This window comes from Micromonospora sp. CNZ303 (assembly GCF_004345505.1).
Window position 1 is genome coordinate 245,074 of the sequence record NZ_SLVT01000002.1, and the last position, 26,596, is coordinate 271,669.

Annotated in this window: 29 protein-coding genes and 1 riboswitch; of the genes, 11 read left to right on the top strand and 18 right to left on the bottom strand. The window is 75.0% G+C overall.

Annotated features, from left to right (window positions below; genetic code table 11):
• Positions 1-13 precede the first annotated feature (13 nt).
• From EV374_RS04405 to EV374_RS04440, 8 genes are all read right to left on the bottom strand, one after another.
• Entirely contained in the window at positions 14-1,075 is a 1,062-nt protein-coding gene (locus EV374_RS04405) for an ABC transporter ATP-binding protein (RefSeq protein ID WP_486485578.1), read from the bottom strand.
• A complete protein-coding gene (locus tag EV374_RS04410) occupies positions 1,072-1,941 on the bottom strand; it encodes an ABC transporter permease (RefSeq protein ID WP_132231794.1) in 870 nt (289 codons plus the stop codon). The genes EV374_RS04405 and EV374_RS04410 overlap by 4 nt, the downstream gene beginning before the upstream one ends.
• Positions 1,934-2,998 (bottom strand): ABC transporter permease, encoded by a 1,065-nt coding sequence (locus EV374_RS04415; protein ID WP_486485579.1) that lies wholly within the window; start codon positions 2,996-2,998, stop codon positions 1,934-1,936. The genes EV374_RS04410 and EV374_RS04415 overlap by 8 nt, the downstream gene beginning before the upstream one ends.
• On the bottom strand, positions 2,995-4,590 hold the full coding sequence (locus tag EV374_RS04420; RefSeq protein WP_132231796.1) for an ABC transporter substrate-binding protein: 1,596 nt from the start codon (positions 4,588-4,590) through the stop codon (positions 2,995-2,997). Before EV374_RS04420 ends, EV374_RS04415 begins: the two co-directional genes overlap by 4 nt.
• Before the next feature lie 249 nt (positions 4,591-4,839).
• On the bottom strand, positions 4,840-5,061 hold the full coding sequence (locus tag EV374_RS04425) for a hypothetical protein (RefSeq protein ID WP_132231798.1): 222 nt from the start codon (positions 5,059-5,061) through the stop codon (positions 4,840-4,842).
• Between the two features lie 90 nt (positions 5,062-5,151).
• Positions 5,152-5,907 (bottom strand): SRPBCC family protein, encoded by a 756-nt coding sequence (locus EV374_RS04430; RefSeq protein ID WP_132231800.1) that lies wholly within the window; start codon positions 5,905-5,907, stop codon positions 5,152-5,154.
• A gap of 1 nt (position 5,908) precedes the next feature.
• Positions 5,909-6,517: a winged helix-turn-helix domain-containing protein gene (locus EV374_RS04435; protein ID WP_207913883.1), complete on the bottom strand. Its 609-nt coding sequence runs from the start codon at positions 6,515-6,517 to the stop codon at positions 5,909-5,911.
• A 65-nt stretch (positions 6,518-6,582) separates the two neighbouring features.
• Positions 6,583-8,691: a copper-translocating P-type ATPase gene (locus tag EV374_RS04440; RefSeq protein ID WP_132231802.1), complete on the bottom strand. Its 2,109-nt coding sequence runs from the start codon at positions 8,689-8,691 to the stop codon at positions 6,583-6,585.
• A gap of 78 nt (positions 8,692-8,769) precedes the next feature.
• Between EV374_RS04440 and EV374_RS04445 the strand changes: the two genes are divergently transcribed.
• Positions 8,770-9,030: a hypothetical protein gene (locus EV374_RS04445; protein WP_486485580.1), complete on the top strand. Its 261-nt coding sequence runs from the start codon at positions 8,770-8,772 to the stop codon at positions 9,028-9,030.
• 69 nt (positions 9,031-9,099) lie between these two features.
• Here EV374_RS04445 and EV374_RS04450 read toward each other — a convergent pair whose 3' ends face one another.
• On the bottom strand, positions 9,100-9,507 hold the full coding sequence (locus EV374_RS04450; RefSeq protein ID WP_225852248.1) for a four-helix bundle copper-binding protein: 408 nt from the start codon (positions 9,505-9,507) through the stop codon (positions 9,100-9,102).
• A 188-nt stretch (positions 9,508-9,695) separates the two neighbouring features.
• Between EV374_RS04450 and yidD the strand changes: the two genes are divergently transcribed.
• The 4 genes from yidD (at position 9,696) to EV374_RS04470 (ending at position 12,537) form a co-directional block, all read left to right on the top strand.
• A complete protein-coding gene (gene yidD, locus EV374_RS04455; RefSeq protein WP_132232408.1) occupies positions 9,696-10,112 on the top strand; it encodes a membrane protein insertion efficiency factor YidD in 417 nt (138 codons plus the stop codon).
• A 9-nt stretch (positions 10,113-10,121) separates the two neighbouring features.
• Positions 10,122-10,577: an ATP-binding protein gene (locus EV374_RS04460; protein ID WP_132231804.1), complete on the top strand. Its 456-nt coding sequence runs from the start codon at positions 10,122-10,124 to the stop codon at positions 10,575-10,577.
• A 170-nt stretch (positions 10,578-10,747) separates the two neighbouring features.
• Complete coding sequence (locus tag EV374_RS04465; protein WP_486485581.1) at positions 10,748-11,581, top strand: MEDS domain-containing protein; 834 nt, start codon at positions 10,748-10,750, stop codon at positions 11,579-11,581.
• Positions 11,578-12,537, top strand: coding sequence for a sensor histidine kinase (locus tag EV374_RS04470; RefSeq protein ID WP_132231806.1), 960 nt, complete (start codon positions 11,578-11,580; stop codon positions 12,535-12,537). The genes EV374_RS04465 and EV374_RS04470 overlap by 4 nt, the downstream gene beginning before the upstream one ends.
• Here the strand turns inward: EV374_RS04470 and EV374_RS04475 are convergent.
• Positions 12,497-13,354 (bottom strand): cytochrome c oxidase assembly protein, encoded by an 858-nt coding sequence (locus tag EV374_RS04475; RefSeq protein WP_132231808.1) that lies wholly within the window; start codon positions 13,352-13,354, stop codon positions 12,497-12,499. The two genes, EV374_RS04470 and EV374_RS04475, sit on opposite strands and share 41 nt — an antisense overlap.
• Positions 13,351-13,836 (bottom strand): DUF2243 domain-containing protein, encoded by a 486-nt coding sequence (locus EV374_RS04480; RefSeq protein ID WP_132231810.1) that lies wholly within the window; start codon positions 13,834-13,836, stop codon positions 13,351-13,353. The genes EV374_RS04475 and EV374_RS04480 overlap by 4 nt, the downstream gene beginning before the upstream one ends.
• A 209-nt stretch (positions 13,837-14,045) precedes the next feature.
• Here EV374_RS04480 and EV374_RS04485 point away from each other — a divergent pair, with 209 nt between their 5' ends.
• The 3 genes from EV374_RS04485 (at position 14,046) to EV374_RS04495 (ending at position 17,019) form a co-directional block, all read left to right on the top strand.
• Complete coding sequence (locus tag EV374_RS04485; protein ID WP_132231812.1) at positions 14,046-15,284, top strand: DUF2786 domain-containing protein; 1,239 nt, start codon at positions 14,046-14,048, stop codon at positions 15,282-15,284.
• Between the two features lie 98 nt (positions 15,285-15,382).
• Positions 15,383-15,751, top strand: a complete 369-nt coding sequence (locus EV374_RS04490) for a YciI family protein (RefSeq protein ID WP_132231814.1) — start codon at positions 15,383-15,385, stop codon at positions 15,749-15,751.
• A complete protein-coding gene (locus tag EV374_RS04495) occupies positions 15,748-17,019 on the top strand; it encodes a sigma-70 family RNA polymerase sigma factor (RefSeq protein WP_132231816.1) in 1,272 nt (423 codons plus the stop codon). Before EV374_RS04490 ends, EV374_RS04495 begins: the two co-directional genes overlap by 4 nt.
• 87 nt (positions 17,020-17,106) lie before the next feature.
• Here the strand turns inward: EV374_RS04495 and EV374_RS04500 are convergent, their stop codons facing one another.
• From EV374_RS04500 to EV374_RS04520, 5 genes are all read right to left on the bottom strand, one after another.
• Positions 17,107-17,610, bottom strand: coding sequence for a hypothetical protein (locus EV374_RS04500; RefSeq protein ID WP_132231818.1), 504 nt, complete (start codon positions 17,608-17,610; stop codon positions 17,107-17,109).
• A gap of 182 nt (positions 17,611-17,792) precedes the next feature.
• Complete coding sequence (locus EV374_RS04505; RefSeq protein WP_132231820.1) at positions 17,793-17,966, bottom strand: CsbD family protein; 174 nt, start codon at positions 17,964-17,966, stop codon at positions 17,793-17,795.
• A gap of 174 nt (positions 17,967-18,140) precedes the next feature.
• Positions 18,141-20,393, bottom strand: a complete 2,253-nt coding sequence (locus EV374_RS04510) for a heavy metal translocating P-type ATPase (protein ID WP_132231822.1) — start codon at positions 20,391-20,393, stop codon at positions 18,141-18,143.
• An 8-nt stretch (positions 20,394-20,401) separates the two neighbouring features.
• Positions 20,402-21,400: a hypothetical protein gene (locus EV374_RS04515; RefSeq protein WP_132231824.1), complete on the bottom strand. Its 999-nt coding sequence runs from the start codon at positions 21,398-21,400 to the stop codon at positions 20,402-20,404.
• 29 nt (positions 21,401-21,429) lie between these two features.
• Complete coding sequence (locus EV374_RS04520; protein ID WP_132231826.1) at positions 21,430-21,639, bottom strand: heavy-metal-associated domain-containing protein; 210 nt, start codon at positions 21,637-21,639, stop codon at positions 21,430-21,432.
• 150 nt (positions 21,640-21,789) lie between these two features.
• Here EV374_RS04520 and EV374_RS04525 point away from each other — a divergent pair, with 150 nt between their 5' ends.
• Positions 21,790-22,092, top strand: coding sequence for a metal-sensitive transcriptional regulator (locus EV374_RS04525; RefSeq protein ID WP_132231828.1), 303 nt, complete (start codon positions 21,790-21,792; stop codon positions 22,090-22,092).
• Positions 22,093-22,240: 148 nt separating this feature from the next.
• Here EV374_RS04525 and EV374_RS04530 read toward each other — a convergent pair whose 3' ends face one another.
• The gene (locus tag EV374_RS04530) at positions 22,241-22,867 is read right to left on the bottom strand and encodes a DUF305 domain-containing protein (protein ID WP_132231830.1); all 627 of its coding nucleotides are present in this window, start codon (positions 22,865-22,867) and stop codon (positions 22,241-22,243) included.
• Between the two features lie 81 nt (positions 22,868-22,948).
• Entirely contained in the window at positions 22,949-23,551 is a 603-nt protein-coding gene (locus tag EV374_RS04535) for a hypothetical protein (RefSeq protein WP_132231832.1), read from the bottom strand.
• A 368-nt stretch (positions 23,552-23,919) separates the two neighbouring features.
• On the opposite strand from EV374_RS04535, the gene EV374_RS04540 reads away from it, so the two are divergent.
• Both EV374_RS04540 and EV374_RS04545 read left to right on the top strand, forming a co-directional pair.
• Complete coding sequence (locus EV374_RS04540; RefSeq protein ID WP_132231842.1) at positions 23,920-25,269, top strand: YibE/F family protein; 1,350 nt, start codon at positions 23,920-23,922, stop codon at positions 25,267-25,269.
• 166 nt (positions 25,270-25,435) lie between these two features.
• A riboswitch (cyclic di-AMP (ydaO/yuaA leader) is annotated at positions 25,436-25,567 on the top strand.
• Between the two features lie 3 nt (positions 25,568-25,570).
• On the top strand, positions 25,571-26,587 hold the full coding sequence (locus EV374_RS04545; protein ID WP_132231844.1) for a VldE C-terminal domain-containing protein: 1,017 nt from the start codon (positions 25,571-25,573) through the stop codon (positions 26,585-26,587).
• The last annotated feature ends 9 nt before the right edge of the window (positions 26,588-26,596 follow it).

Here is a 26,596-nt window from a genome sequence, read left to right on the forward strand (position 1 = left end):
CCGGCGGTGCTGGTCATGCCGGCGCTCCGAGGGTCAGCGGGTGGTGACAGGCGATCCGGGCCGGGGCGCCCGCCGAGGGCGCAGGCGGGGTGCGGCAGACGTCGGTGGCGCGGTCGCAGCGCGGGGCGAAGGCGCAGCCGGGAGGCAGGTCGGTGAGCATCGGCGGATGGCCGGGGACCGGCCGGAAGGCCCGCTCGGGCAGGGCGTCGAGCAGGCCGGCGGTGTAGGGGTGGGCGGGTGCCGCGAAGAGTTCGGCCGTCGGTCGCCGTTCCACGATCCGGCTCGCGTACATGACGGCGACCGTGTCGGCGACCCGGCGGGCGGCGGCCAGGTCGTGGGTGATGAGCAGGACGGCGCCGCCGGCGTCGCAGCGGCGGCGCAGCAGGTCGAGGGTGTGGTCGACCAGGGGCCGGTCGAGGCCCGTCGTGGGTTCGTCGGCGAGCAGCAGCGGCGGGTCGGGGGCGAGGGCGAGGGCGGTGGCCAGGCGTTGGGCCATGCCGCCGGAGAGCTCGTGGGGGTAGCGGTCGAGGTCGGCGGGGTCGAGCCCGACGTCGTCGGCGACCCGCTCGGCCGCCGCGGGCGCCTCGCGCCGGGTGCGCCCGTGGGCGCGCAGGGTCTCCTCCAGCAGCCGCCGGCCCGTCCGTACGGGATTCAGGGCGGTGGCGGGGCTCTGCGGGACCAGCCCGACCGCGCGGCCGCGTACGGCGCGGGCGAGGTGTCGCTCGGAGGAGTTCACGAGGTCGACCTGCGCCCCGGTGGGCGGGCGCAGGCGGGCGTGACCCGTGACGGTGGCGTTACCGGGGAGCAGGCCGAGCAGGGCGTGCGCGAGCACCGACTTGCCGCAGCCGGACTCCCCGACCACCGCCAGGAGTTCGCCCGGGTGGACGGTCAGGTGCAGGTCGGTGACGGCCTGCACGACGGCGTCGCGGAGCTGGAAGCGGACGGTCAGCCCGTCGACCTCCAACAGGCCCGGCCGACCCTCGGCGGCGGTACCGGCGGGGGCGGCGGCGTCGCCCGTGGCGGCGCTGAGGGCGGTGTCGGCCGGGGCGGCGGTGGGCTCGCGGGTGGTGGTCACAGGTGCAGCTCCGCTCGTACGCGCGGGTCGAGGCGGTCGCGCCACCGGCCGGTGAGGGCGGCCAGGGCCAGCGTGACGACGACGAGGAGCAGGCCGGGCACGATGCTGGCCCACCAGGCGCCGGTGAGCAGGGACCGCTGCCCGTCGTTGATCATGTTGCCGATCGAGGCCAGGTGCGGGGGCAGGCCCAGGCCGAGAAAGGACAGCGCGGTCTCGTGCCAGACGGCGTGCGGCACCATCAGCGTGGTGGCCAGCGCCAACCGGGGCAGCACGTGCGGGAGCAGGTGCCGGGTGATCACCCGGGCGCGGCTCGCGCCGCCGGAGATCGCGGCGTCGATGAACGGCCGGGTGCGCAGGCTGAGCAGCTCCGACCGGACGATGCGGGCGGTGGAGAGCCAGTGCGTCAGCCCGATCGACAGGATCACCGCGCCCAGGCTCGGGCGCAGCATCGCGACGATGAAGATGCCCAGCAGCAGGTGCGGCAGCGCCGCGATGGTGTCGACCACCCGCATGAGCACGCGGTCGACCCAGCCGCCGAGGGTGCCGGCCACCGCGCCGACGAGGCCGCCGATCACGGTGGCGACGAGCGCGGCGACCGCGCCGACGAGCAGCGAGACCCGCAGGCCGTAGAGGCTGCGGTGGGCCACGTCGCGGCCCAGGTCGTCGGTGCCGGCCGGGTCCGCCCAGGAGGGCGCGAGCCGGGTACGGGCCAGGTCCACCGCGCTCTCGTCGAGCGGCCAGAGGACGGGGGCGAGGAGGCAGGCCAGGCCCGCGCCGACGAGCACGGCCCAGGCAAGGGCGGCACCCATTCGGCCCGTACGCGGCTTCGGCCGCCGGATCCGGGCGGGCAGGGCGACGTCAGTCATCGAGGCGTACCCGGGGATCGGCGGCGGCGTAGGCGAGGTCGGTGCCCAGGTTCGCGGCCAGCACCACGACGGTGGTGGCCAGGGTCGTGGCGGCCAGCAGCGGGAAGTCGCTGCCCAGCGCGGCCTGTACGGTCACCGCGCCGAGGCCGGGCAGGGAGAACACGGTCTCCACCAGGACGGCCCCGCCGATCAGCTCCGGCAGGTGGGTACCGACGAGGGTGAGGAACGGCAGCAGGGCGGTACGCAGGGCGTGGCCGAACAGGACGGTGCGGCCGGGCAGGCCCCGGGCCCGGGCGGCGAGGACGTGGTCGTCGCGGAGGCTGTCGGCGACGGCGTCCCGGATGAACAGCACGAACCACGGCGTCTGGGCGATCGCCAGCACGCCCACCGGCAGGATCAGGTGCCGGGCCACGTCGGCGGGGTCGGTGCCGGTGGCGGTGATGTCGGTGAGCCCGCCCGCCGGCAGCCACCCGAGAGTGAGGGCGAACAGGGCGATCGCGGCCAGCCCGATCCAGAACACCGGCATCGACTGCACGGCGTACGCGGTGGCGCGCAGCGCCCGGTCGAACCAGCCGCCCCGCCGGTACGCGGCCAGCGTGCCCAGCAGCAGGCTCGCCACGAGGACGAGGGCGAGGGCGGCGCCGACGAGCAGCAGGGTCCAGCCGGCGCGGGCGGCGAGCACGGAGGTGACCGGTTCGTGCCGGCTGGTGGACCAGCCCAGGTCGCCCTGGAGCAGGTTGCCGACCCAGCGCAGGTACTGCACCGGCAGCGGGTCGTCGACGCCCCAGTTGGCGCGGATCTGCGCCAGGTTCTCCTCGGTGGCGGTGAACGCCGCCGCGCCCGCGTACTGCTGGGCGGGGTCGATGGGCGAGGCCGCGCCGAGGGCGAACATGCCGACGCTGGTGGCGGCGAGGATCGGCACGGCCACCAGCAGCCGCCGGCGGACCACCTTGCCGGCTCCCGCCAGCCGCCGCGGCCGGCGTCGGGCGGTGGTCCTCGCCGGGGGCGGCGCGGCGGTCGGGGCGGGGGTCTTCGCTGCCGGGGCGGGCGTCGTCACGACTTCCGCGTCCAGGTGTGGATGTTCCACCAGAGGCTGTTGGCGACGTCGTGCTCGTGCGGCTCCACCCGGGGGGTCACCCCGGCGACCGCGTCCTTCACCACGTAGGTGTGCTGGAGGTAGGTGAGGAACACCCACGGCATGTCGGTGGCGAGCTGCTTCTGGAACGTGGCGTACGCGGCCTTGCGGGCGGCCGGGTCGGCGTTGGCGCGGCCGTCCTGCAACGCCTTGTCCACCACGGGCGACCGGTAGGAGCCGGGGTTGAAGAAGCCCTGGCCGGCGAAGGCGGAGCCGAACAGCTTGTAGGAGACGAAGTCCGGGTCGTACGGGGTGCCGTAGCCCATCACGAGCGCGTCGCTGCCCATCCGTGGGGTGATCGCGTCCCAGGTCAGCCCCTCGGGGGTGATCTTGATGCCGACCTTCTTCGCGTCGGCGGTCACCGCGAGGGCGAGTTCCTTGCGGAGGCTGTCCGTGGCCGGGTACATCAGCGCGAACGCCGCCTGCCGGCCGTCCTTGGCACGGATCCCGTCCGGGCCCGGCTTCCAGCCGGCGGCGTCGAGGGCGGCGGTCGCGGCGGCCGGGTCGGCGGCGGGCCTGCCCACGATCGACGGCTCGGCGAACTCCGACGTCGGCGGGACCGGCCCGAACGCGGGCTCGCCCGCCCCGCCGAGCAGCCCGGTGACCATCGCCGCGCGGTCCACCGCCGCGTTCAGTGCCCGCCGCACCGCGAGGTCGGCGGTGACCGGGTTGCCCATCGGCAGCATCACGCCCCGGTAGTCGGCGGTGGGCACCCGTTCCACCCGGTAGCCGCCCTGCCCGTCGAAGCCGGTGGTCAGCTTCGGCGCCAGCTCCGCCGCGTCGAACTCCCCCGCCCGCATCCGCTGCGCGCGTACGTTGTCGTCGGCGACGAACGCCACCACCACGCCGCCGTTGGCGGGCCTGCCGCCCCAGTAGCTCTCGTTGGCCGCGAGCACGAGCCGGTCACCCGGGGTCCACGACGTCACGCGGTACGGGCCGGTGCCCACCGGCTTGCGGTTGAACTCGGCCTTGTTGATGTCCTGCCCGGTCAGCGCCTTGGCCGGCACGATCCCGAGGGCCAGCCGCTGCGCGAAGGGCGCGTAGGCGTACTTCAGCGTGAACACCACGGTCGACGGGTCGGGCGCGCTGACCGAGGCGAGCATGTCCAGGTCGGAGCGGAGCGTGGAGTCGACCTTCGGATCCAGCACCGCCTGGTAGGTGAAGACCACGTCCTGCGCGGTGAACGGGCTGCCGTCGTGGAACAGCACGCCGTCACGCAGCTTCACGGTGACGGTCCTGCCGTCGGGCGAGACGGTCGGCAGCTCGCGCGCCAACGCCGGCACGAGTTGGTTGCGGGCGTCGCGGGCGACCAGCCCGTCGAAGATCAGGGAGCCGCCGTCGACGCCGTAGTTCAGCACCGGGTTCAACGCGTCCGGCTCGCCCGCCGTCGCCACGACGAGCGTGTCGGCGCCGGCCGCGCCCGTCGAGGTGGTCGTCGGCGAGGAACAGCCGGCCACGGCGAGGACACCGGCGACGGCCACCGCCGCCACGCGCTTGGACACAGGCGTACCCATCACATGCTCCCGGGTCAGTTCGTCGCACGACTGCCCGGTGTCGCGCCCGGGCCGGCGTCCTGATCTTGGCCGACGTGCCCGCAGCGGTCCACGGTCACGAGCGGGCGACGCCCCGGCCATGATCTGGATCGCCGCGCACCGGGGCAGCCGGCCACTAACGCCAGCATTCCGCAATTGCCAAGCCTATGCAACAAGCGCCGGGCGGCCATGTTGCCCAGGCCACACCCCGTCCACGTCGGAGCGCGACGGTCAGCCGGCGTCGCCGCGGTCGTCCGCGGCGCGGGCGCGACGGACCTGCTCGATGCGCCTCTCGACGCAGTTCTCGATCGCCTGTCGGCTCGGAAGCAGGGTACGGCCCAGCAGGGTGATCTCGTAATCGAGGCGCACCGGCACCGGCGGCGGGCGGCTCCAGCGGCTCGTCCGCACGCCCGGCCACACCCGGACGCCCGGCGGGGCCGGTCCGGCCTTCACCGGGCACAGCCTGCCGGGCGTCCGGATCGGCCCCCGTCCACCGGGCGTACCGGGCCGGGGCCCGGTCCGCCGGGCGTTCTCGTCGTCGGGTCAGCCGACGGGCAGGGCGGCCAGCCAGTCCTGCCAGGCCCGCTCGGCCGGGGCCGGGTCCTGCCCGGCGAAGACGTGGTGGCCGAGGACCAGGGCGTCGCCTCGCTCGGCACCGGAGTACAGGAACCGGTAGAGCGCGTCGGCGGTGCGGACACCGACGTAGGTCGGCAGGCCGGCCAGGTCGACGACGCCCTCGATCGGCGGCAGCCCGGCGACGGTGAACCGGACGCGCTCCCCCTCGGCGAGCGGACCGGCCACGCCGAGGGCGTCGGCCACGGCCGGCCACACCCGGTCCGCCCCGCCGACGCCCGGACGGAAGGCCGAGACCGGGGTCGCGGTCCGGCCGGGGAAGTGGGCGAGGTACGCGGCCAGCGTCCCGAGGTACATGTCCCAGCCGATCCCCATGGCCTCGTACTCGGTCTCCCAGTCGTCCCCGAGGACGCCGCTCTGGACGAGCCGCAGGGTCGTGCTGCCCCGCTCGCGGCCCTCGATCAGGTATTCCATGGCCATGAACGTGCCGTCCGGGGCCGGTTCGGTGCGGTCGGCGAGCCGCTTGCCGGGCTCCCAGGCGGTGATCGTCGACTCCTCGACGTGGCCGGCCATCGTCAGGCGGGTCCGGCCGCCCTCGCCCGGCTCGACCTCGGTGCGGCCCATGAACCAGGAGTCGATGCCCGGTCCGGTGGCGATGGCCTCCCACACCTGCTCGGGCGTGGCGGCCAGCTCGACGTCCTTGCGCAGCTCGAAGTGGTGTCCCATGTCAGTGCTCCTCGTTCGCGGTTCTGTCGTCGGGGTCGGCGCTGGGGTGCAGGGCGACCACCACCCGGTGTTCGCGCCCGCCGGGGGCGCTCTCGTCGTGGTACCTGCCGACCAGGGCGGTGACGGTGGCCGCCAGTTCCTCGGCGAAGGCCGCCCGGTCGGCCGCCGAGGCGAACCGGACGGTGCCGTCGACGGCGAACGTCGCCACCGGCCGCTTCGCCCGCTCCGCGCCGGTGACGAGCGCGCCGACGTCCTGCACCAGGCGGGCGGCCAGCGCCAGCAGCCACCGCGCCGACAGCCGGTCCGGCGACTGCGCCGGGTCGGGCCGGACGGCGGCGAGGGCGGCGGGCGAGATCACGTACGACGCCGCGGTGGCCCGCATGACCCGCTCGGTCACGTTGCCCTTGCGGCGCTCCTCCACCAGCTCGACCAGGCCGTGCTGCTCCAGCGCCCGGAGGTGGTAGTTGACCTTCTGCCGGGGCAGGCCGACGCGGGCGGCGAGCATCGTCGCCGAGGCCGGCTCGGCGAGCGCGGCCAGCAGCCGGGCCCGCATCGGGTCCAGCGACGCCTCAGCCGCCGCCGGGTCCTCGATCACTGCGATGTCGAACATGGGCACAGCGTCCCACCGACAGATTTTCTTGTCAAGACAATCGGATTGGTCGGTGGAGTCGCCGCTCACTCCTCCCGAGGGCGCAGGCGCACGCGGCGCAGCAGTTGGGCGTTGAGCGCCACCACGATCGTCGAGGCGGACATCAGAATCGCCCCGACCGCCGGGCTGAGCGTCACCCCGGCCCACGACAGCACGCCCGCCGCCAGCGGAAGGGCGACGACGTTGTAGCCGGCCGCCCAGCCCAGGTTCTGGAGCATCTTGCGGTACGACGCCCGGGACAGCCGGATCACGCCGGTGACGCCCCGCGGGTCGGACGAGGCGAGCACCACCCCGGCGGACTCGATCGCCACGTCGGTGCCGGCGCCGATGGCGATGCCCACGTCGGCCCGGGCCAGGGCGGGGGCGTCGTTCACCCCGTCGCCGACCATCGCCACCCGCAGCCCGCGCCGTTGCAGGTCGGCCACGGCGTCGTCCTTGTCGGCGGGCAGCACCTCGGCGAAGACCTCGTCGACGCCGGGACGGAAACCGAGGTCGGCGGCGACCGCCTCGGCGACCGGCCGGGCGTCACCGGTGATCATCACGATCTTGCCGACGCCCTGCTCCCGCAGCTCGGCGATCGCCTCGCGGGCCTCGGGGCGGACCTGGTCCTCCAGCGCCAGGGCGCCGAGAACGGTGGCCGTGTCGCCGTCGAGGCGCAGCAACTGCAGCACCGCCGCGCCCCGGCGCGACCACTCCGCCTGCCGGTCGGCCAGGTCGTCAGGCGTCCGCGCGCCCAGCTCGCGCAGCAGGGCGGGACCCCCGACGGCGTACGCCGTGCCGTCGACCTCGGCGCGGACGCCGCGCCCGGTCAACGAGCGGAACCCCGTCGCCCGCCGGGCCACGCCGCGCCCGGCCCCGGCGGTCACGATGGCCCGGGCCAGCGGATGCTCGCTGTCCGCCTCCACCGCCGCCGCCAGGGCGAGCACCTCGTCCTCGCTGCCGCCGCCCGTGGCCGCCACCCCCGACACCACGTGCTCGCCCCGGGTCAGGGTGCCGGTCTTGTCGAACAGCACCGCGTCGACCGTGCGCATCCGCTCCAGCGCCAGCCGGTCCTTGACCAGGATCCCGCCCCTGGCCGCCACGGCGGTCGACAGCGCGATCACCAGCGGGATGGCCAGGCCCAGCGCGTGCGGGCAGGCGATCACCAGCACGGTGACGGTACGCACCACGGCCGCACCGAGGTCGCCGAGCACCGCCCAGGTCACCAGGGTCGCCAGGGCCACCACGGTCGCGACGTAGAACAGCCAGGCGGCGAACCGGTCGGCGAGCACCTGCGCGCGACCGCTGGACTGCTGGGCCTGGGCCACCAGGCGCTGGATGCCGGCCAGCGCGGTGTCCTCGCCGACCGCCTCGACGCGTACCCGGACCGCCGCGTCGGTGGCCACCGTGCCGGCGACCACCCGGTCCCCGACGCCCCGGGAGACCGGCCGCGACTCGCCGGTCACCATGGACTCGTCCAGCTCGGCGCCGCCCTCGACGATCCGGCCGTCGGCCGGCACCCGCGCACCGGGCCGGACCAGCACCAGGTCGTCGACCCGCAGGTCCGCCACGGACACCCGCTCGACCCCGCCGTCCGCCGCCACCCGCTCGGCGTCGTCGGGCAGCAGCGCCGCCAGGGCGGACAGCGCACCCTGCGCCTGCCCGATGGCCTTCATCTCCTGCCAGTGCCCGAGCAGCATGATCGTGACCAGGGCGGCGAGTTCCCACCAGAAGTCCAGGTCGAAGACGCCGAGCGCGGTGGCCGCCGAGGCGACGTACGCCACGGTGATGGCCATCGCGATGAGCAGCATCATGCCGGGCGCCCGGTCGCGCACCTCCCGTACGGCCCCGACCAGGAACGGCCAGCCGCCGTAGAGGAAGACGACGGTGCCGAGGACCGGGCCGACCCAGGCCACGCCCGGGAACTCCAGCCGGTAGCCGAACCAGTCCATCACCATGTCGCTGGTCAGCACGATCGGCACCGTCAGCGCCAGGCTCAGCCAGAACTTCCGGCGGAACAGCTCCGGGTCGTGCCCGGCGTGCTTGTCGTGCCCGGCGTGCCCGCCCGCGCCCGGAGCGTGCTGGCCGGCGTGCGTGTCGGAGGTACCCGTCGCGCGGGGCGGGTGGCCGTCGTGGTGGTGCGTCCCGTGAAGCATCTGCGCCTCCTCACGACCACCATACATACCCCCACCGGGTATCGACCGGCGGATCGGCCCGGCGGAGACGGACGGGGTTTGCGGCGGTGGGCGCCGGGAAGCCGGTACGAGCACGACGCGGTGCTGCGCCGCCTCCCCGACGGCGGGTACGAGACCGTGGCGCACGACCCTCGGCTGCTGTGGCCCGACACCATGTCCGTGGCCAGCGACGGGCACCTGTACGTGACCGCCAACCAGTTGCACCGCCAGGCGAAGTACCAGCGCGGGCAGGACCTCCGGCGCAAGCCGTACGCCCTGTTCCGCGTCCGGATCGACGCCGGCCCGGTCCGGTTGCGCTGACCGTCGCCGCGGACGGCACGGCGCCGGCACCCACGCGGGATGCCGGCGCCGTGCCGTCTCCGGGGACGGTCAGCTCATGGTGGCGAGCAGGTCCCGGCAGGCCCGCTCACACGCGCGGCAGGCCTCGGCGCAAATCCGGCAGTGCTCGTGCATGCCCGCGTGGCCGGCGCACTCGTCGCCGCAGGACTTGCAGGCGGTGGCGCACGCCTCCAGCAGCGTACGGGTGATGTTGGCGTCGTAGCCGGTGTGCCGGGACAGCACCCGGGCGGTCGTCGTGCAGATGTCCGCGCAGTCCAGGTTCGTCCGTACGCACTTCGTCAGCTCGGCGACCATGTCCTCGCTCAGGCAGGCGTCGGCGCAGGCGGTGCACGCCTGGGCGCAGGTGTTGAGCGCCTCGACGACGGCGGCCAGCTTGGCCCGGTCCAGGTTGATCGACTTCGGGTACGTCTCGAGCATCGGCATCGTGGTGCTGGGCACGGCGTTCTCCTCTCGGTCATTGCCTGTGCACTACCCGCGACCGTCGCCCGGCATGCGGCCACCGGCGGTACCGGTCGCGCCCGGTCGATACCGCGTCCGGGCCGACATCGATGTCCGGGTCCCACCGGCCGATCGGCTCCGGGGGCGACGGCGCGTCGGTCGTCGGGTTGGCCGATGATCGGACCGTGATGTTCAGACGCCTCCGGGAGACGGCCCGCGAGAACCGCCGGCAGCAACGGCACATGTCGAAGTCGAAGAACCCCGACGGCTGCTGCGACTGCTGCGACCTGGGACTGTTCTCCACCCTGCTGACGCTCGGCGCGGCGACGGCGGCGGCGACCCGGGCGCCGGTGCTGGACCGGGCGGGGGTGGCGGCGATCCGGGGCTACCGCCGGTGGCTGTCGCCGCACTGGCCGGGACGGTGCCGCTTCACGCCGACCTGCGGGGCGTACGGGCTGACGGCGGTGGAGCGGCACGGCTTGGCGGTGGGGGGACGGATGGCCGCCGAGCGGGTGCGTCGCTGCCGTCCTGGTGTGCCCCGGGGCACCCACGATCCGGTGCGCCGACCGATGAGCCCTGGAGTGAGCCGGCCGGAGATCGGGTAGAACGGAACCATGGGCCAGCTGAGCAGTTCCCCACCCCCGGCGCAGGCCGTTGAGCTGCGGCGGTGGACGTTGCAGGAGCCGGTGGACCTGCGCGCCCTGCGGGCGTCCCTGCACGAGGAACTGACCGGCGACGTGCTCGGTGAGGGCGAGGCCCTGGCGGAGGTCCCCGAGCTCGTCGCGCTGATCGCCACGGAGCTGGCGACGAACGCCCTGCGCCACGGGATCCCGCCGACCATCGTCCGGCTGCTCGCGACCGACGACTACCTCATCCTCGACGTCGCCGACCACGACCTGGGGTCCCTGCCGCAGCTCGCCGAGGCCCGGCCCGTCGGCGACGGCGGACGCGGCCTGGAGCTGGCCCGCGCCCTCTCCCTCGACGTCGGCTGGTACGCCACGGGCACCACCAAGAACATCTGGGCGTCCTTTCCGCGCACCGAGCGCCTCAGTGGCGCGCGGAGCGCCTGAGGGGGCACCGGCCGGCGCGGCGGCGCAGCCCCCCGGGGCGGAACGGGCGGCCGGCCGACCCACCGTCGGGCGACGAACCGGCCGAAAGCGTCCGCCCCGGCGTCCCGGCAGGTCGCGGGCCCGGCGCCCGTTCCGGGGCGGCCTACACTGGTCAGCGTGAGGCGACCAGCATGATCAGCAGCGAACGGCGGACCGCGCCGGGCAGTCACATCTGCTGGTCGTACGACGACCTGGAGTCCCTCGCCGACCAGGCGGAGCGCCACCTCGCCGCGGGCCTCGCGGCCGGCGAGCGCTTCTGGTACGTGACACCGCGCCCCTCGGACCTGGTGGCCGAGCGGCTGCGCGCGCTGCCGAGCTTCACCGACGCGGTGCGCCGGGGCGCCGCCGCGGTGGTCCCCCTGGTCTCCACCTACTCGCCCGACCAGGTCGTCGAACCGGCGACGCAGGTCGCCGCCTACGCGGCCGCCACGGACGAGGCGCTGGCCGCCGGCCACACCGGGCTGCGCGTGGTCGCGGAGGCCACCGAACTCGTCCGCACCCCGGCCCAGCTCGACGTCTTCACCCGCTACGAGCACCAGATCGACCGCTACATGCGCACCCGGCCGTTCAAGGCCATGTGCGCCTACCACCGGCTGAAGCTGGGCGACCGGGCGGTCACCGAGCTGGCCTGCATGCACCCGCGGACCAACGTCGAGGACCTGCTGTTCCGGTTGTACGCCGTGGCGCCCGCCGACGGGCACGCCGCGCTCGCCGGCGAGCTGGACATGTCGAACCACGACCTGTTCCGCACCGCCCTGGACCGCGCAGACCTGCGGCCCACCGACGGCGAGCTGGTGCTGTCGGCGGCCGACCTGCGTTTCGTGGACCACCGCGCCCTGGCCCACCTGGCCGACTACGCGCACCACCGCGGCGCGACCGCCGTGCTGCGCACCCCCCGCTCGGCCGCGGCCCGCCTGGTGGAGCTGCTGGACCTGCCCGGCGTGCGGGTGGAGGTCACACCATGAGGACGGGTGCGGCCGCCCAGCACCACGGCTACTACCACGAGGCCGTGCGCTACGACTCCGACGACGAGCTGCTCGCCGTGGCGGTGCCGTTCCTGCTCGGCGGCGCCGAGGCGGGCGAGCCGACCTTCGTGGCCCTGGGCGAGCGCACCGGCGGGCTGGTCCGCTCGGCACTGCCGGCCAATTCCGGGGTCGAGTTCCTGCCCGGCGGCGACGTCTACGCCCGGCCCGCCGCCGCCATCCGCTCCTACCGCCAGCTCCTCACCGAGCAGGTGGCCGCCGGCGCTGGGCAGATCCGGATCATCGGTGAGGTGCCCCCGGTCTCGTTCGGGGCGACCTGGGACTGGTGGGCCCGCTACGAGTCGGCGATAAACCACGCGTACGACGACTTCCCGCTGTGGAGCATGTGCGCGTACGACAACCGGATCACGCCGCCGGAGGTGCTGGCGGACGTGGCCCGGACGCACCCCCGGTTCGCCACCCCCGACGGGCGGCACGTGCCCAGCCCGACCTGGACGCCGCCGAGGGAATACCTGCGGCAGAGCCCACGGCTCGTGCCCGACCCCCTCCAGGCCCAGCCGCCAGCCGTGGAGCTGACGGACCCGACGGCGGCCGAGGCGCGGGCCGCCGTACACAAGGCCGACCAGGGCCAGGTGCCGGTCGACGACGTGGAGGATCTGGTCGTCGCGGTGAGTGAGATCGTCACCAACGCGCTGCGCCACGGCAGGCCGCCGGTCCGACTGCGCGTGTGGGCCGGCGACGACCGCATCGTGGCGACGGTCAGCGACGGTGGCGACGGGCCGGGAGACCCGTTCTGCGGGCTGCTCCCCGTGTCCGACGGCGCCCCCGGCGGGCTCGGCCTCTGGATCACCTACCAGTCCTGCAACCACGTCACCTGGCAGCGCGACGACGCCGGGTTCACGCTCCGGCTGACGGCCGGGAAGGCGTACACCGGCTGACCGGGACGGCCCCGCCTCCGGGTGGGCCCGTGCCGGCGGAGGGTGCCGGCCGGCGGGGCCGACGCCGGTGGTACCAGGCGGCGAAGAGGGCGGTGGCGAGCAGCAGTTCGGCGACGTCGCCGCCGTAGTACATGAACCGGGCCGCCGCGCGCAGCGCGTCGACGTCCCGCTCGGGCAGGCCGGGTGGCAGGGTTGCGGCGTGCGCGTAGAGGTACTTCGCCAGCACGGCGTGCCCGGCCCCCGCCGCGAGCAGAGCGCCGACCCGCACCGCCGGGCCCGGCCGGCGCGGCGCCGGATCCGGGCCGGCCACCGACCAGGCGAAGAGGTAGCCGGCGGCCACATAGTGCACGTGCAGGGCGTGGTGCAGCAGCGGGTTCCGCTCGGCCGCCGCGTAGAGCGGCGTGAGCAGCACCAGCGCCAGCCCGCCGGTGGTGAGCAGCGCCGCCGTCACCGGATGGGCGAGCACGTGCACCGGCCTGGCCCGCAGGAACCGGCCCACCCGGCGGCCGGCCGCCGGCGGCACGACCCGCAGCAGCAGGGTCACCGGCGCGCCGAGGGCCAACGCGAGCGGCGCGACCATGCCCAGCAGCAGGTGCTGGGCCATGTGCACGCGAGGGTCGCCGGGCCCGCCCGCCAGCGGGCCGAGGGCGACCGCGAGCACCGCGCAGCCGGCCAGCCAGGCGACCGTACGCCGGCGACGCCAGCCGCGCCGGTCCCGGGACACGGCCAGCAGGTAGCCGGCGGCGAGCAACGCGACCGCCGCGAGCGGCAGCGACGCGGGCCCCGCGGCGGCACCGGTGTGCGCGAGCGCCGTCACCGGACGTCGCGGCCGGAGCGGGACCGCACCCGCCAGGTCACCCACGCGCCGAGCAGCAGCAGCGCCACCGCCGCCACGTTCCACACCACGTCGTACGGGAGCAGGTGCACCCCGTAGCGGATCTGGTGCAGCCGCAGCACCTTGTGGTCGACGATCCCGTCGAAGAGCTGGAACGCTCCCGCGCCGAGCAGGAACCCGCCCCAGGCGGCCCGGGGCACCAGGGCGCCCCGGCGGCGCAGGTCGGCGAACCAGAAGAAGCCGCCGACCAGGGCCAGCAGCTCGGCCGAGTGCAGCAGCCCGTCGGAAAGCAGCCCGACGGAGAGGGTGGACCGGTCGTAGAAGTGGTGCCAGCCGAGGATCTGGTGGAAGACGATCTCATCGACGGCGGCCATCACCGCCACCCCGATCACCGCGGCGGCGAGGACCGACCGACGAAGATCAGGTGCGCCGGAGCCGTTGCCCGGCAACCGTGATCCCGCCATCCCACCACCTCGCATCGCCCGTCACCCCCGAACTACCCAGGACCGGCCGGACCATGCGGAAGTTCCCCGCCGACCGGACGGCCCGGCCGGAGCCTTCCGGTGGCACGGGTCACGACCGGCGGACGTCGCGCGGGCCCGGCGGTACCTTCGGCGGGCGGGCGACGATCGTTTCCCGGCGCGGAAGAAGCAGACCCCAGGAGGACACGGCCGTGCCGGACGCCGAGGAACTGGTCAACGACGCGCTCGCGGCGGTACGCGGCACCGACGTACGCCTCGCGGAGCGACAGCTGGACCGGCTGATGATCGGGACGGGCGCCGCGGACGGCGCGGCGGCGGTGGACGCCGCGCTCCTGCGCCGCCTGGCGCGGGGCGTGGGGCGGCTGGCCCAGCGCGGCTGGCAGCCGGTGGACCTCGGCCGGCTCGCCGCCCGCCGGCTCGACCCCCGGGCGGCCGGGCTGGTCACCGACGCGCTCGCCGCACAGCGCCGCGAGCTGGCCGACCCGGTGCCGCCGTGGTGGGACGACCAGCTGCGCGACCTGGGCGCCGGGGTGTGGTGGGACGCCGACGAGAGCCACCTGGCCGCCTGGTCCGCCCGCGCCGGGTGCGACCGGTTCACCGCGCTGCGGGCGGCGGTCGACGCGCTGGCCCTGGTCGAGGGGCTCCCGCCGATCGCCGTGCTGCGCCCGCCGCCCGGCGCGCCCGGGACCGCCGTCGCGCGCTGCGGCTCGGGCAGCGGCTCCCGGATGCTCGACCGGGTGCGGGCGCTGCTGGCCAAGGCGGAGTCGACCACCTACCCGGCGGAGGCGGAGGCGCTGACCGGCAAGGCCCAGGAGCTGATCGCCCGGCACAGCATCGACCAGGCACTGCTGGCGGGCGTCGCCGAGCCCGCCGACCGGCCCGGCGGGATGCGCCTCGGCACCGAGCCCCCGTACGCGGGCGCGAAGGCGCTGCTGGCGCAGGAGGTGGCGGCGGCGAACCGCTGCGAGGCCGTCTGGTCCGACGACCTCGGCTTCACCACCGTGCTGGGCTGGCCGGCCGACCTGGAGGCGGTCGAGCTGCTCTACACCTCGCTGCTGGTGCAGGCCACCACCGCGATGCTGCGCGGCCGGGGCGAACGGCGGGCCAGGAGCGCCGGCCGGCGGACCCGGGACTACGACGAGTCCTTCCTCAACGCCTTCGCGCTGCGGATCGGCGAGCGGCTGCGGGCCGCCACCGACGCGGCCGACCGGGAGGCGACGGCGCAGGCCGGGCCGGAACGGCTGCTGCCGGTGCTCGCCACCCGCGCCGAGGCGGTACGCGAACGCCTCGACACGCTCTTCCCCGGCGTCGTCCGGGGACGACTCACGGTGCGCGACGCCGAGGGCTGGTCGTCGGGCACCTCCGCCGCCGACCGCGCCTCGCTCGGCGCCGGCCCCACCCCGAAGCGCCAGGTACGCGGCCGGCGCTGAGATTCCGTACCGCCGGCTGTCGGAACCGGCGGGTCGGCTCCGACCCCTCACCGGAACCGCGCCACCATGGGCTCGGCCGAGGAAACGAGGAGCACCCGATGAAGTACATGCTGCTGATCTGGAACCGCCCGGGGTTCGTGGACGGGCTGTCGGAGCAGGAGCGCAGCGCGCTCTTCGGCGAGGTCGACGAGCTCATGCGGGAACTGACCGAGTCGGGCGAGTTCCTGGGCGGCCAGGCCCTGGCCGATCCGTCGCAGGCGCGTACGGTCCGGCTGGCCGGTGACCGGCCGGAGGTGACCGACGGGCCGTACATGGAGAGCAAGGAACAGTTCGCCGGCTACCTCATGGTCGACTGCGACAGCCCCGAGCGGGCCACCGAGATCGCCGCCAGCTGGCCGGACGTGCGGCGGGGCTTCGGCGTGCTGGAGGTGCGGGCGATCATGGACGAGGCCGGGACGGAAATGTGAGCGGAGGCCACCTGGAGGACCTGCTGCGCGACCTGGCGCCGCAGGTCCTCGGCCTGCTCGTCCGCCGGCACGGCCAGTTCGACGCCGCCGAGGACGCCGTGCAGGAGGCGCTGCTCGCCGCCGCCGTGCAGTGGCCGCGACAGGGCGTGCCGGACAACCCCCGGGCCTGGTTGCTCACCGTCGCCACGCGCCGGCTGACCGACGAGTGGCGCAGCGAGCGCGCCCGGCGCAACCGGGAGGCCGCGCTGGCCGCCCGCGAGCCGGCGTACGCGACGGTCGCGCCGGCCGTCGACGAACAGCCACCGGCAGGGGACGACACCCTGGCCCTGCTGTTCCTCTGCTGCCATCCGGCGCTGGCCCGGTCGGCTCAGGTCGCGCTGACGCTACGGGCGGTCGGCGGCCTCACCACCGCGCAGATCGCGCGGGCGTACCTCGTGCCCGAGGCGACGATGAGCCAGCGCATCCGCCGGGCCAAGCAGCGGATCGAGGCCGCCGGGGCGCGGTTCACGATGCCCGCCCCCGGGGACCGGGACGAGCGGCTACGGGCCGTGCTCCAGGTGCTCTACCTGATCTTCAACGAGGGGTACACCGCCTCCAGCGGGCCGGACCTGCACCGGGCCGACCTGACCACCGAGGCGATCCGGCTGGCCCGGCTGGTGCACCGGCTGCTCCCGGGCGACGGCGAGGTGACCGGACTGCTGGCGTTGATGCTGCTCACCGACGCGCACCGGGCCGCCCGCACCGGGCCCGCCGGGGAGCTGGTCCCGCTCGCCGAGCAGGACCGCGACCGCTGGGACCACGCCGCCATCGCGGAGGGGGCCGCGCTGGTCACCGAGGCGTTGACCTGGTCACCGCCCGGCCCGTACCAGCTCCAGGCGGCGATCGCCGCCGTGCACGCCGAGGCCCCGTCCGCCGGGCGCACCGACTGGCGACAGATCCTGGCGCTCTACCGGCTGCTCGCCCGGACCGCCCCGAGCCCGATGGTCACCCTGAACCAGGCCGTCGCGGTGGCCATGGTGGACGGTCCCCGCGCCGGCCTGGCCCTGCTCGCCCCGCTCGACGACGACGACCGCACGGCCGGGCACCATCGGCTCGCCGCCGTCCGCGCCCACCTGCTGGAGCTGGCCGGCGAACCGGAGCGGGCGCGGGCGGCGTACCTGGCTGCGGCCCGGGGGACGACGAGCCTGCCGGAGCAGCGCTACCTGGAGTTGCGGGCCGCCCGGCTGACGGGGACCGACGAGTCCCGGCGGCTGCGGGAGCCGCGTTGACGGATGCCGGCCGGCGTGCGGCACGGGGGTGCATGCCGGCCGGCGTCCCGGGTCAGGCGACGACGCCGGGCGACGTGCCCGTCGGCCTCAGGCGCGGCACTCGCGGGTCAGCTTCGGTGGGATCGCGGTGAAGGTGGAGTCCATCCAGGCGGCCGGTCGGGACGCCCGGGAACCGGCGTCGATCCGGTCGGCGGTCTCCTGGATCAGGGCGCGGATCTCCGGGTCGGCGGCGCGACGGGCCTGCGCGCGTACGTCGTCCGCCAGCCCCGCCAGGTTGCGCCGGAGCTGGTCGGCGACCTGCTCACCGGTCAGGTCGCGGGTGACCGAGGCCGCCGAGTCGGTGGCGATCCGCCGGCTGCCGGCGACGATGAGCTGGTCGACCTCACGGCAGACCTCGACGGTGTTGGCGGCGGTCGTGGCGACCGGGGAGGGGCTCGGGGCGGCGCTCGCCGGGGCCGTCGGGCTCGGCGGCGGGGCCGCGCTGGTCCGGGCGGCGGTCTCCTCCCGCGCGGTGTCCTGGCAACCCACGGCCAGCACCCCGAGCGCCACCGTGGCGGCGGCGCGGCGCGCGTAGACGACGGATCGGGACACGGGACCTCCCGTTCAGGGTCTCGGCCTTCCCGGGGTGACGGCACGGGTGCGGCCGGTGCGGGGCGGCGGGACGTCGACCTGCCAACGAGTGGCGCCTGCCGGGGGAAACGTCCGCCGGACGCGCCAGTACGCCCTCCGCCGGGTCGGCTGGTGACCGATCCGGCGGAGGGCGCGTACGCGGGTCAGCTCTTGAAGGCGTCCTTGATCTTCTCGCCGGCCTGCTTGAGCTTGGCGCTGGCCTGGTCGTTGCGCCCCTCGGCCTCGAGCCGTTCGTTGTCGGTGGCCCGGCCGGCGCCTTCCTTCAGCTTGCCGGCCGCATCCTCGGTCGTGTTGTTGATCTTGTCTTCGAAACCCATGTCAACCTCCCGATTTGGCGGTGCCGGTACGCCTTTCGAATACCCCGCACCACCACCGTCCAACCGTCCGGTCGTCCATCGCCGCCGGACGGCCCGGCCGGCAGGCCGGCGGGCCCGTGACGATCGGTGCCGCCGGCCCCTGACGGACGGGGCCGGCGGCACGGCGCGGAGGGGTCAGGAGACCGGGCGGAAGCCCCGCAGCCGGAGGCTGTTGGCGACCACGAAGACCGAGGAGAAGGCCATCGCGGCGCCGGCGATCATCGGGTTCAGCAGGCCGGCGGCGGCCAGCGGGAGGGCCGCCACGTTGTAGGCGAAGGCCCAGAACAGGTTGCCCTTGATGATGCCGAGGGTGCGCCGGGCGAGCCGGATCGCGTCCACGGCGGCCATCAGGTCACCCCGGACCAGGGTCAGGTCGGACGCCTCGATCGCCACGTCCGTGCCGGTGCCCATCGCCAGGCCGAGGTCGGCCTGGGCCAGCGCGGCGGCGTCGTTGACCCCGTCGCCGACCATCGCCACCGCCCGCCCCTCGTCCTGGAGCCGCCGCACGACGTCGACCTTGTCGGCGGGCAGCACCTCGGCGACCACCTCGTCGATGCCCAACTCGGCGGCCACGGCGCGGGCGACGGTGGCGTTGTCGCCGGTCAGCAGCACCGGCGTCAGGCCGAGCGCGCGCAGCTGTGCGATCGCCGCCCGGCTCGTCGGTCGGACCACGTCGGCCACCGCGAGGACCCCACGGGCCCGGCCGTCCCAGCCGGCCAGCACCGCCGTCCGCCCCTGGGCCTCCGCCGTGGCCGCCGCCCGCGCGACCTCCTCCGGTACGTCGAGGCCGTGCTCGCGCAGCAGTCGGGGCCGACCGATGAGCACCTCCCGGCCGTCGACCGTCCCGCTCACGCCGAGCCCCTCGGCGTTGGCGAAACCGGTCACCGGCGGCAGCACGCCCGCCTCGGCCGCCCCGGCGGCGACGGCCCGGGCGATCGGGTGCTCGGACGCGGACTCCAGCGCCCCGGCGAGCCGCAGCAGCTCCGCGCGGTCCTCGCCGGCCGCCGGGACCACGTCCACCAGCGTCATCCGACCGGTGGTGACGGTGCCGGTCTTGTCCAGCACGACGGTGTCGACCTGCTTCGTGGACTCCAGCACCTCCGGCCCCTTGATCAGGACGCCGAGCTGCGCGCCCCGGCCGGTGCCGACCAGCAGGGCGGTCGGCGTGGCCAGCCCGAGGGCGCACGGGCAGGCGATGATCAGCACCGCCACGGCGGCGGTGAACGCGGCGGTGCCGCCCGACCCGTTGCCGAGCCACCAGCCGAGGGTGCCCACCGCGAGGGCGATCACGATCGGCACGAAGACGCCGGAGATCCGGTCGGCCAGCCGCTGCACCGCCGCCTTGCCGGTCTGCGCCTGCTCGACCAGCCGGGCCATCTGGGCCAGTTGCGTGTCGCCGCCGATGCGGGTGGCGGTGACCACCAGCCGGCCGCCCGCGTTGACGGTCGCGCCGATCACGGGCTCGCCCGGGCCGACCTCGACCGGGACGGACTCGCCGGTGAGCATGCTGGCGTCGACCGCCGAGGTGCCCTCGTCGACCACGCCGTCCGTGGCGATCTTCTCACCGGGCCGCACCACGAACCGGTCCCCCACCACGAGCTGGTCCACCGGGATCCGGGTCTCCGTGCCGCCGCGCAGCACCGCGACGTCCTTGGCGCCGAGTTCGAGCAGGGCCCGCAGGGCCGCGCCGGCGGTCCGCTTCGCCCGCGCCTCGAAGTAGCGGCCGGCGAGGATGAACACGGTCACCCCGGCCGCCGCCTCCAAATAGATGTTGCCGGCGCCGTCGGAGCGGTTGATGGCGAGACTGAACGGGTGGGTCATCCCCGGCGTCCCGGCGGTGCCGAGGAAGAGGGCCCAGACCGACCAGCCGAACGCCGCCAGGGTGCCGAGCGAGACCAGGGTGTCCATGGTCGCCGCGCCGTGCCGCAGGTTGATGAGGGCCGCCCGGTGGAAGGGCAGCCCGCCGTAGGCCACGACCGGGGCGGCCAGGGTGAGCGACAGCCACTGCCAGAAGTCGAACTGCCAGGCGGGCACCATCGCCAGCACGATCACCGGCACGGTGAGCACAGCCGATACCCACAGCCGGGTACGCAGGCCGCGCAGCTCGTCCACCGGCTCGGCGGCCGGTTCGCCGCCGGCGGGCGTGGGCGGGGGCGGCAGGGCCGCCGTGTAGCCGGTCTTCTCCACCGTGGCGATCAGCTCGTCCGGGGTGACCTCGTCGGCGTACCGGACGGTGGCCTTCTCCGTGGCGTAGTTGACGGTGGCGCTCACCCCGTCCATCCGGTTCAGCTTCTTCTCGATCCGGGACGCGCAGGAGGCGCAGGTCATCCCGCCGATCGCCAGCTCGATCTGGTTCGGCGCCGTCAGCAAGGGCTTGGTGGTCATCATGCTTCCCGTCAGTCGTGCCCGTGACCGGGGACGCCGTGGTCGGCGCCGGCGGTCGGGGAGCTCGTGGCGGCGGGCGTGCCCGCCGCCGGGGAGCTGGTCGCCGCCGGGACACCCGGCGCGGTCGGGCTGCCGGCGACGACGGTGAACTCGGCGGTACGCACCACGCCGCCGTGCTTGAAGTCCAGGTAGAGGCGGTAAACCCCGGCCGACGGCATCTCCGCCGAGAAGCTCACCTCGGGGCCGGGCCGCGTCCGCCCGTCGCCCGGCTCGCCGTGCGGGTGCACGTGCAGGTACGCCAGGTCGCCTTGGCGCAGCGCCACCAGGTGGCCGTACGCGCCCAGGTAGGGCTCCAGGTCGGTGACCGGCGCGCCGGCGCGGCTCACGGTCAGGGTCAGCTCGGCGGTGCGACCAGGCTCCGGGGCGCCGGCGAGCGTGACGGTGTAGCCGTCGACCGTGGTGCTGGTCGCCGGGGCGGGCAGGGGCCGCCCGGTCAGCGCGCCGGGGACGGTCACGTCGACGCCGAGCGTCAGCGCCTCGCCCCCGGTCGGGGTGAAGTCGGCGAACGCCCGCCAGACGCCGGGCCCGGCGAGTGGCGAGTCGACCCGCCAGGTGCCGTCCGACGCCATCTCGGGGTGCACGTGCCGGAAGCCGGAGAGGTCGCGGCGGGCCACGATCAGGTGCATTCGCTTGTCGTGCGCCACGTCGTACGCGGTCACCGCCCGGCCGTCCGGGCCGGTGACCTGGAAGGCGAACTGCCCGGCCGGGGCGTCCACCGGGCGCAGGGTGTAGCCGCGGTCGGAGACGAGCAGGCCGCCGGGCAGGTGCGCCGCCGCGCCGTTGTCGCCCCCGTGTCCGTCCTCGCCGCCGTTGCCGTGCCCCCCGGTGGCGTCGTGCGGGGCTTCGGCGGGCGGCGCCACGGGGTCGGCCACCCGACCGACCCCGTACGTCGCGCCGAACACCACCGCGAGGCCGAGGGCGAAACCGCTCAGCTTCGTCGCCGTGTTCATGGTGTGCCTCGTTTCCCCCGTGCCCGCCGTCAGGCGCCGACGAGGTCGTAGCCGGCCTCGTCGACGGCGGAGCGCACGGTGTCGGTTTCCAACGGACCTTCGCTGGTGACGGTGACCTGACCGGCGGCGACGTCGACCTGGACGTCGCTGACGCCCGGGATCGCGCCGACCTCGGTGCTGACCGCGGTCGCGCAGTGCCCACAGGTCATGCCCTGCACCTGGTACGTCGTGGTGATCATGGAACTCTCCTCTCGACGCCTCCAGCCTATACCCCCCAGGGGTAAATCGGAGACGGACCGGTGCCTGTGCGATGTACCGGTACCCGGTGGGGGTATCCCGGCCAGAAGCGAACGTACCATACCCCCGAGGGGTACGGTATCCTCGACCCCATGACCACACCGACGCCCACCCCGACCAGGGGTTACACCGCCACCAAGGATCAGCTGCTCGCGCGGCTGCGCCGCGTCGAGGGGCAGGTCCGTGGCATCGAGAAGATGGTCGACGAGGATCGCTACTGCATCGACGTGCTCACCCAGATCTCCGCGATCCAGGCCGCCCTGGACAAGGTCGCGCTGGGCCTGCTCGACGGGCACGCCCGGCACTGCATGCGCGAGGGCGCGGCCGAGGGCCGCGCCGACGAGATGGCCACCGAGATGATGGCCGCCGTCGGCCGCCTCATGAAGCGCGGCTGACCACCGGCGGGTTCCTTCGTCCGTCGGCGCACCGGTTCCTCGCGCCGGGCCCCTCCCGGCCGGATCCGGTGGCGGCACCCCGGCGCCCCCGGGGCGGTACGGCCACGGCGCCCCGGCGCCCCCGGTCGGGGACGCCGGGGCGGGCGGCTCAGAACCGGCCGAGGATCTTGCGCATCGTGTCGATCTCCGCCTGCTGGTTGCTGACGATCTGCTGGGCCAACGCCTTGGCCTCCGCGTTCACGCCCCGGGCCAGCTCGTCGCGGGCCATGGTGATCGCGCCCTCGTGGTGGGCGATCATCATGGTCAGGAACTGCCGGTCGAACTCCCGGCCGGTGGCAGCCGCCAGCTTCGCCATGTCGGCGTCGGACATCATGCCGGGCATGCCGTGGTCCATGTGCGGCATGCCGCCCGGCGACGGCACCGGCCGTCCCCAGGCCGCCAACCAACCGCTCATCGTGGCGATCTCGGGTCCCTGGGCGGCCTTGATCTCCGTGGCGAGCCGCTTGACCTCCGGATCCGCCGCCCGCGTCGGCGCCAGTTCGGCCATCTCCATCGCCTGCTGGTGGTGCGGAATCATCATCTGGGCGAACATCACGTCCGCATCGCCGAACGCGGCCGCACCGGTGGCGGTGGCGGCCGGCGCGCCGGTGCCGGGGGTGCCGTGCCCCGCCCCCGGCGACGAGTGGTCGTCGCCACCGCAGGCGACGAGGGCGAGGGCGGTGGTGACGGCGACGCCGGCCAGGGCGGCACGGCGCGCCAGGGTACGAGTGGTCATGGTGGAACCTTTCGGTGTCGGAACGTACGCGGCATGACGGGAACGCGGAACGGCGTGCAACCGCACCGCGTCGAACGCGTCCTACCTGCGCAGCACCGAGACCGTGGCGAGCCGCAGACCGACCGGCCGGGGCGGCGGGGCCCGGGGCGGTGGGAAGGCGCCGACCGGACCGCCCCCGATCGGGCCGACGGCGGGTACGCGGACCGACAGCAGCACCGCCAGCAGCAGCGCGGCCGTGAACGCGCCCAGCACCGCCAGGCACACGCCCCACCCGGGCAGCCCTCCCCCCGTGCGGCCGCCGGCGGGCAGGAGGTCCTCGGAGGCGCAGCCCCCGGGACAGCCCACGACGGTCTGGAGGGCCGGCCCGGCGGCGTGCGGGGCGTCGACGTCCCGCGGGGGCGGCACGAGCGCGAGAGCGGCATGCGGGGCGGACACCACAGCGGCGTGCCTGGCGGAGACGACGGGCACCCGGGCGGCGTGCCGTGCCGGCGCGGGAGCGGCGTCCGGAACGGGCGCGGCGGCGGCGTGCGGGCCGGGCGCGGCGGCGGCGTGCGCCGATGGGTTCGCGGGATGGCCCGTCTGGTGCGAGTCGTGGCCGATCGTGTGCATCGCGGCCAGCCCGAGCAGCGTGCCGACGAGCAGCAGGAGCCGCCCGCCCCGCGCCGCCGTCACCGTCGTCCGCACGTCCCTCACGCTAGCGCGTCGGACCGTGCCGCACGGGCACCACCCACGGCCGGGCGCGCGCAGGTCCCGCGCGTGGGCGTGCCGGGCGGGCGTGGCGAAGGTCCGTGCCGCGACACCACCCGCACGATCTGCGCCCCGATGCCGGGGTGGCTACCATTCGGCCGGTGGCCCTCCGGACTCCGCACCACCCGCGCCGCGCCCTCCGCCGGGCGACGGCGCCGACCGCCCGTCGCCGGACGGGAGCCGACGGCCACGGCACGTGACCACAGCGCCACGTGGAGGCGGTTCCCGCCCCCGCACCCGTGGCGACGCTGAACCGACCGGCCCGCCGGCCCGTACCCCGCCCTGGACTCGTTGGGAGACACACGTTGGGCGCCGATCACACCCGTCCCGCTCCGTCCGCCCCGCCCGGGGTGCGGCGGATCCTCGTCGCGACGGTGGTGCCCCTCTTCGTCGCCACGCTGATCGCCGCCCTGGTGCTGTGGCCGTGGGACGCGCCCGATCCGGCGACCGGCACCGACGCGCCCCGGTACCACGGCACGGTGACGCGGGTGGTGACGGAGCCGTGCCCGCCCGCCCCGGAGGCCCCGGAGGGGAGCCCCGACGCGCCGCAGGGCCCCTGCGGCACGGTCACCGTACGGGTGCAGGACGGCCCTGACGCCGGCCAGCAGGTGGAGACGCCGGTGCCCGCGGGCCCCGGCGCGCCGACCGTCGCCGTGGACGACGAGATCATCCTGGTCGAGCTCACCGACCCCGCCGATCCCACGGCCAGCACCTACAACATCTCCGAGCACCAGCGCGGCAAGCCGCTGGTCTGGCTGGTGGCCCTCTTCGCGGCCGCCATCGTCGCCTTCGGGCGGTGGCGCGGGCTGGCCGCGCTGGGCGGCCTGGCGGCGAGCTTCGCCATCCTGCTGACATTCGTGCTGCCGGGCATCAGCGCCGGGAACCCGCCCCTGCTGGTCGCGGTCGTCGGCGCCGCTCTGATCATGTTCGTGGTGCTCTACCTGACCCACGGCGTGACGGCGCAGACCTCGGTCGCCGTGCTCGGCACGCTGGGCAGCCTGGTGCTGACCGGGGTCCTCGGCACGATCGCCACCGCCGCGACCCACCTGACCGGGTTCGGCTCCGAGGACGCCACCACCCTGTCGATGTACCAGGCCGACGTCGACCTGCACGGGCTGCTGCTGGCCGGCATCATCATCGGCTCCCTCGGCGTGCTGGACGACGTCACGGTGACCCAGGCCGCCACGGTCACCGAGCTGGCGCACGCCAACCCCGGGCTGTCCCGGACGCAGCTCTACCGGGCGGCGACCCGGGTCGGCCGGGCGCACATCGCCTCGACGGTGAACACCATCGTGCTGGCGTACGCGGGCGCCTCCCTGCCGGTGCTGCTCCTGCTGACCGCCGACTCGCGGGCGGTGACCCAACTCCTCACCAGCGAGTTCCTCGCCCAGGAGATCGTCCGCAGCGCGGTCGCCACCCTGGGCCTGATCGCCGCCGTGCCGCTGACCACCGCGCTGGCGGCCCTGGTGACCACGGCCGGCCGCCGCGGCGGGGACGCCACCGACCGCGCCGCCACCGCGCCCGCGCCGACGCCCCGGCCGGCGGCCGACCGGTCCGAGGCGTTGGAGGCCCTCAGCGGGCCGCGTGGGGACACGCCGTCCGCCGCTCCCGCCGGGTGGCCCGACGGGAGCAGAAGTACGGACACCGCATGGTGACGCTCCTCAGCGTGACCGAACAGGACGTTCGTCCTGATAAACGCGTCACTGGTCACCGTCCGCCATTACGAAATAACGCATTTAGTCGGCTTAGGGACGTAGATCCCCGGGAGCGTTCTCGGGTAACCTCGCTGCCGGTCACCGCCGAAGGCGCGCAGCGGCGCCTGCGGTGCCGCCGCCCAATCGCCGCGAGGCGAACCGGGGACCCAGGTACGTGGGGTGAATCCGCGACAGCGGTAGGGGCCACTTCCGCCCCGAACCCGTCAGCTAACCCGGTCGGCGGTCGACGGAAGGGAAAACTGTGACGGCACCCCTACGCCGCTGGTTGACGCCCGTGGTGGCCGTACTCGCCGCCCTGGCGGTCTTCGCCGGGCCTCTCCCGGCGGCGGCCGCGCCCACCCCGCCCAAGCCCTCCGGGCACGGGGACGACGAGCCCAAGCTGCTCGACGACCTCATCGAGGCCCGGAACAGGTCCTACGTGCAGGCCAAGGCGAAGCTGGCCAATTCGAAGAAGCGCCAGCTCGAACTGGCGCTGGAGGTCTCCCGGGCGCAGGCCGAACTGAACGCGCTGGCCCCCCAGGTCAGCCAGATCGCCGCCCAGTCCTACCGCACCGGGCGGATCGGCGCGGTGTCCATGCTGCTGGACACCGCCAGCCCCGACTCGTTCGTCAAGCGCGCCGCCGCCCTCGACGAGCTCAACCTGGTCAACTCCAAGAAGCTCGCCGAGGTGAACGCGGTCAAGGACCGCGCCGAGCAGGCCAAGCTGGCGCTCGACACCGAGGTCCGCGAACAGCAGAAGCTGACGAACGAGATGGCGCGCGGCAAGCGGGAGGCGGAGAAGGCGCTCGCGCTGGTCGGCGGCAGAGGACTGACCAGTGGCAAGGTGGTCGCCACCTCGCCGGTGGCGAGAATCGCGCCGGGGCGGACGGCCGACGGCGACTGGACCCCGCTGTCAGCCACCGAGGACGACCCCACCACCTCCGGCCGCATCACCGCGCGCACCCTACACATGTACAAGGAGGTCAAGCGGGCCGGCTTCAACCGGTTCGTCGGCTGTTACCGCCCCGGCGGGCCGTACGAGCATCCGAAGGGCCGGGCCTGCGACTGGTCGCTGCAGAGGAGCGGCTTCTCCCCCTGGCACAACGACGACACCTACATGTACGGCAACAACCTGACCGCGTTCCTGGTCCGCAACGCCGACCGGCTCGGCATCTACTACGTGATCTGGAATCGGCAGATCTGGTTCCCGGCGACCGGCTGGAGTTCCTACAGCGGCCCGTCGAACCACACCGACCACGTCCACGTGTCACTGCTCTAGCCGGGACCA